The following is a 5,938-nucleotide window of genomic DNA, read 5'->3' as shown; positions in this document are numbered from 1 at the left end:
CCATTTTCTTAAAGTTTAAGTCGTACTGTTTCTTCGTCATATTGTGTTCCCCTCCGCTTGATTTCATTGTATCTAAGTAAGGGGTGTACTGTCCAAGTCTAAATAGGGGCTAAATAGGTACTACTTAGACAAGAATGTCAATATAAATTGGGATACAAGCGTTATTAATGAACAATTGAGAGAATGATATCTATACAATATGAAGGAAATTAAAAACATCGATGAAAGATGGCAAGTGGCAAACGTTCTTTGTCTTTAGTCATCCAGACGGCAAAGCTTTATTAAAAATAACCATCTAAGATATATTCGTTCCCGTTACCTACGTCATATTTCTGCAACTATAATGATTAATCCGGACGTAATTGAGAAGATTATTTCAGAACGCCTTGGTCACCGGAGTATTATTACTACAAATTTTAATATTTATGGACATTCATTACGCACCACCGATAAATCCGCTGCTGAAATATTTTGAATTCATATTGACAAGCAGACCTGAACATCAAGGTATTTACTTCCAGTACAAATTATTGATATTCTTAACTTAAAAAAGGGATGATAGAGCTTTGATCGAGTCAGCTAATAAAGACAGTTCCAGCTATAACCAAATTTACGTTGATCATCACAAACATGTTAATGAGTATGAAGAAGACAGGTATATGCGTATGATGGATATTCACGCCAGTTTTGGAAAAAGGAAATTTTGGGCTGTCGGTGCATTTGTAATACTTATTTTTCTCACCAGCCTGGTGTCACCAAAGGCACCTGCTCCATATACGTTCAGTGATAACTGGCTTCATTATGTATTAATTCTTGTGATCGCCATGATTCTAAATATTACTATAAGTTTTATCCTGCATTTTGCCGCATACTACAAACTAGTGAAGATCTATATTGAAACTAATAAGGGGCTTCTTTCGCAGTATTACGAGCAGTTGTGCACTCTATTCAGTCCTCTAAAAAAGTTTATATTATTTTTGATCTCACCGGATTATTTTTTCGCTTCCAAGTATAAGGCCTTGCTTATTGAAAAAAGGATTCGCTGTTCCTATAAAACCTGCTATAGAGACAATAAGCACAGTGCTTGTCCCGGCGAATGGGACATCATCCGAAACTCTAGGAAGTTTTTCGTGGAATTTTCCAATTGGTACAACGTCATTGTAACAGTATTTGTATCGATTATCACAACAGTAATACTTACGTGGTTCTCTGATCAATTCTTACCTATCTTGGATCTCTTGTATTGCGTGCTACTGTTTCGACTAGTATCTCGCTCCCTCGAGATTTGTTGGGCCTACTATAAGGACATTGTAAAAGTGGACGTGATTCGATTCTTAAAGGAGCGGACAAGTACTGAGGCAAGGCCTCTCTTTAACGGATGGAAAAGAAGCTCTATTAGACGCTCCGGCAGAATTTCATTAGCTGTCCACACATTGTTAGAGATAATGATCCTTTATAGTCTGTTATACTACTTTCAATATGTATTTTATATATCATCTTTTAGGGATTTCATGGGATTCAAGGGCCAAGAGCTTTATTCCTACTATAATTTCCTGCTTCACAGCATCTCCGTTTCCTGCTTCAATATCTCATTCGGTCCTTTTCCTACTAAGGCCTGGCTATTTCTGCACGTCTCCCAGGTGCTTATCAGCATGGTGCTGATTATCGTTTCTCTGGCTACCTATTTGAGCTCCAGAGACGATGTGACTGATAGGGAGGAAAATTTCTTTAAACGGGTATTATCCCGCATTTAAACTTTTGTACCATTTCCCTCATAATCGCTCGGTTAGGAAGTTATGCGTTAGTACTAGCCCTCTCACACTATCTGTTTGTCGTCCTTACTTGGAAATGAGTATCACCAACAAATCACATATTCGAGGGATTGCACACGTCCCCCTTACTCTAAACCCTTTAATATAAACATATCAAGTAATTCATTAAGCTTTCCTATTTTAATTCACTTTGAATTAGAGCCATCTATAAATCCCCCCTTGCTACTTCAAATCTCGATTATGTAATATTTACGCCCCTCGCTTAAGTCTTGCCAGATAAAATCGTATCTGCCTGATAAGGTAATCGAATCTTGGTTTTTTCCTATACCGGTTGGTTTAAAAATACTACCGTAAACAGAATGTTCTTCTCTAAAGAATTTATAAATGCCTTCATTGTTGCGTCCTTCATAGAAAGGCTTGTCTGAAACAAGGGTAACAGTAACCGTTTTAGTAAATCCTCTGCTTTTAAGTTCTTCGTAAGCGTCTAATAACCAGGTGTATTGAAAAAGAAAAACCCATGGCTCATGAGGATCCACAGGTTTTGTGCGTTATGTACAATGTTGCCTAACTGCTTGACTCCATGGAAGGTAATCATCAAGTAACTCCGGTCGCTGACGAAATGCAGCCGCTGGTAACTGTTGCAACAAATAGACTAGATATTTATACGGGTTCGATCCATTTGCCTTTGCGGTATCTACGATGCTATAGATCGCTGCACTTGCGGTTGCACCCCGAGGGCTACCGCTGAATAACCAGTTTTTACGTCCTACAATAAAGGGTCGAATGCTGTTCTCAGCTAGAAAAACTCCAACGACTACTCTAACGGAATTGTCTCAAAATCTAGATTGCGTTGATAATACACCTTCTTGTTAGACGCTTACAATAAATTGAGGTTCGAAGTTAGCAGTCATCCAATGTACGTAAGCTTGGTATAAAGCACCCATGCTGGGCGCACTAAAAAAGCTACCGGTCATCATTGATTGATAGCTCATTCAGCAGCCTATTGCCTTATAACAACGCTCGCGTTGCAGTAATGAAATCCAGGTCATTCTGTCGGCTTTGACGATACGATTCCACCAGATATCTCACCATTCCTGAATACTGATAATAATTGCAGCAAAATTCTTTTAAGTCCTCAACTTTCTTCTTCACTTTTCTCTTTTTCTTTATCAGCACTGCTCGAGGTTGTCCATTGGCAACAGCTTCTCGGTGTTCAGCTACAATTTCTTCGATGTCATCCATATAACCCAAGACGATTTTAGCTATTTTTTTCCTCTCGATAATCAAGTCCTGACGGTTTAACCCATAAACATCGACTGAATTTTTCCCTTTAGGCGTTACACCTCGAATTGCACCGTTTCTTCTATACGTCAAATGAGAGGTCGGATCTTCCCTACACGGATTAATCAACAACGGCCGCTCATTAACTAATGGATCCATACTTCGATACGCATAACTTGAACCTCGCACAACAGGAAATTTATTGCCTTTGTTACCAGATCCATTACAAACACTGCACGCCAGAAGCAAATTGTCCCACTCGGAGGCAAGCCAATAATATCCATCGTGATTAGCATCCTCAGTGACCCTTGCCTTGGGACGCCAGTGTTCAATGTGCGGGTAACTAACATGAGTTATCATACTCTCGCAATAAGCGCATTTGTTTTGGAATAATCGCCTCAGCGTCGTTCTCACACTGCTGTCTTTATAGATCGAGAACTTGACGGGCCGACCCAAATTTGATTCAAAGTAGTCTATTGCTTTTTGTTTCTCACCGTTAGGATCAGCGTTATTATTCAATAAGATGTCGGGTTCTACGACAGTTGCACGATTCACGAATATCATAAGTCTTCCTCGTCAGTTTCCCATAATTGAAGCAGTTTGTTTTGCGTTTCCTCGTCCAGTTCGCTATAGGCAATTCTATTTTTTTTACGCTTGGCAATAAATTGATCGATCGTCTTATACATTAAGCGCTCACGATTCGTGTAGCCTAAGTATCTTGTAGACGGCTCATCCAACTGCCTCTCTAGAGATAGCAATTCTTCATTCTCCGCTGCACTTAATTGTTCATTACTTAACAATTGTTGATATCGCATAATAACCCTATCGAATTCGGATCCAATCGTAGAAGGAAGATCGAAGAATTCGGAGGTTAATATTTGGTCAACTCTCATTCCCTTCTGATCGGGAAGTTCTTTCATGACGGTTACTTCGTCACCCAATCTCTTCATAACCGCTAACTCTCCGTTATGCGTTCCTCGTAAGCATAGTGGGTCGTGACTAGTAACAATAACCTGCATCTCGGGAAAAGCTTCTCTTAGTTTACTTACGATGTTCAGCTTCCAGCTTGGATGAAGATGTGCGTCAATCTCATCGATCAGCAATACCCCTTCTGCGAACTTCCCTAGTCCTGCCGTTCTGTGAAGCGTCCTAGCAATATCCGTGATGAGTGCGATCACACTCTGGTAGCCGCTGCTCAATTCATGTAGGGGAATCCGACGTCCGTTGAGTTCAATGAATGCTTTTCCTCTTTCGATGATCATATTCACATTCTCTTCCTCGCCGAATGGAAGCACATCCAAGATCATTCTCGCTACCGATTGCTGCAGAGCCTCATTCTCGTCCAACCATTCACCTGGATGGTTAACGAGATAGCTAGAAGTGCTTGTTGCGAATAGGTTTCCAATGTTCTGCCACGTTATCGCCTGATCTTTCTTTCTGCGATGTCTGCTAGGAATGAGTCGAATAGCACCATATCCTATAATCGGGAGAGGCACATGATGATTATAATGCACAACATCATTACGATGAATTCGTAACCTGATCGTGTCCTCATAACCCTGAAGCTTGATTTCTATCTCAGCTTCATCCCCATGGGTTAAATATGAAGAAGACTTAACTGCTAGTCCATCCCAACTCGCCGATAACGCCATCGCAATCGCTTTAAGAACGGTCGTTTTACCTGTCCCATTCTCACCTAGCAGCATTAGCCAAGATTCATTCTTTTCGTATTTCTCAAAGGTATGGTCGAATGTAACGCCTCTTACATTTCGTAACCTTAACCATTCCATTCGATTTCCCTTGAATGAGGTCAACTTCCCAACGATTGCACCGGTATAATACATATTTCTATTATATCGATTCATAATGTCAATAATCTGTTTGCTTGTTTTGAAATTTCCATAGATGCTCTTCAAGTTATCGTTCCAAGGGGGAGAGCTTAGAATTACAGTACGATTTTGTTCATTCAAACCTAATATCCATTCTGCAATAAGTTGTCTTACCAGCGATTTCAAATATTGGGGAACGTTAAAATAATCAACATCAACATGAATATGGGGGGAATTATTCGAGATTTCTCCAAGGTACGTTTGAATCTTTGTTATTTGTGCCGCTCGTGTAACGACCAATTGTTTACGGTTCAGATCCAATAAATCAATCGTTGTATCGCCTTTCACCGATTTAGCAACAAGTCTCCCATCCTCATCATAATACAAATGCTCTTCCGGAAGATCCTTACACGGATCAATAAGCAGAGGAGATTCATTGCGCACAGAAGAAAACACTCTTGCTCGATTACCCAGGACAGGGAAATAATTGCCCTTACTAGAGTTGCATTCTTTACAACAATACAATAGATTACTCCACTCGTAGGTTAACCAAACATAATGGTGATCTCCGTGATAATCAGGATCAATTCGTCCGATTTCACTGTCTTTGACTCCATTCACAGGACGAAAGTGCTCCACGATTCCTTCCGGTCCGATGAATGATTCGCAATACGCGCACCTATTTGAAAACTGTTCCCGGATCGTCTCATTCCAGGTAGCGTCTAATTCACTGATCGAACGCATATAATAACTCCTCGATACTCGGATTGAGCTGTCACTGTTTCTATTCCTATTAGATTTGACCTGTTCAATATAGTCCATGAGTTTGCTCTTCTCGGCCAACAATTGATCGCTTGGTCGTGGCTGGACACTCCGCTTAACATAAATCAACAATTATTCCTCCTAGAACATAAAAACGCTCATTTGGTAATTCTCTTGCCTGAATCCGTGATATAAATATCTGATTTCCATAGATTGAAAGAGTATTATGGAGTAAAATAGAGATAACAGCTCGTTTGTTGCTGTTTTCAAAATACACCTATGAGGTGAACTCCA

The 5,938-nt window shown here is 40.1% G+C and carries 3 protein-coding genes and 1 pseudogene; all 4 read right to left on the bottom strand.

The window, feature by feature from the left end; all coding sequences use genetic code 11:
• Window positions 1-1,999 precede the first annotated feature (1,999 nt).
• Entirely contained in the window at window positions 2,000-2,308 is a 309-nt protein-coding gene (locus tag AC1TPC_RS26635) for a hypothetical protein (RefSeq protein ID WP_482069744.1), read from the bottom strand.
• Window positions 2,309-2,320: 12 nt separating this feature from the next.
• A pseudogene (locus tag AC1TPC_RS26630) lies at window positions 2,321-2,572 on the bottom strand (transposase domain-containing protein); the annotation flags it as partial.
• Window positions 2,573-2,780: 208 nt separating this feature from the next.
• Entirely contained in the window at window positions 2,781-3,617 is an 837-nt protein-coding gene (locus tag AC1TPC_RS26625; RefSeq protein WP_482069743.1) for an HNH endonuclease family protein, read from the bottom strand.
• Window positions 3,614-5,626 (bottom strand): AAA family ATPase, encoded by a 2,013-nt coding sequence (locus AC1TPC_RS26620; protein ID WP_482069742.1) that lies wholly within the window; start codon window positions 5,624-5,626, stop codon window positions 3,614-3,616. The genes AC1TPC_RS26625 and AC1TPC_RS26620 overlap by 4 nt, the downstream gene beginning before the upstream one ends.
• Window positions 5,627-5,938: the final 312 nt, after the last annotated feature.

This window comes from Paenibacillus sp. Y280 (assembly GCF_056786335.1).
This window is presented reverse-complemented; position numbering and strand designations above follow the sequence as displayed.

Excerpts from the sequence above, each read along its gene's own strand:
- AC1TPC_RS26625 (WP_482069743.1), bottom strand. The coding sequence starts at position 3,617 with ATGATATTCGTGAATCGTGCAACTGTCGTAGAACCCGACATCTTATTG.
- AC1TPC_RS26620 (WP_482069742.1), bottom strand. The coding sequence starts at position 5,626 with ATGCGTTCGATCAGTGAATTAGACGCTACCTGGAATGAGACGATCCGG.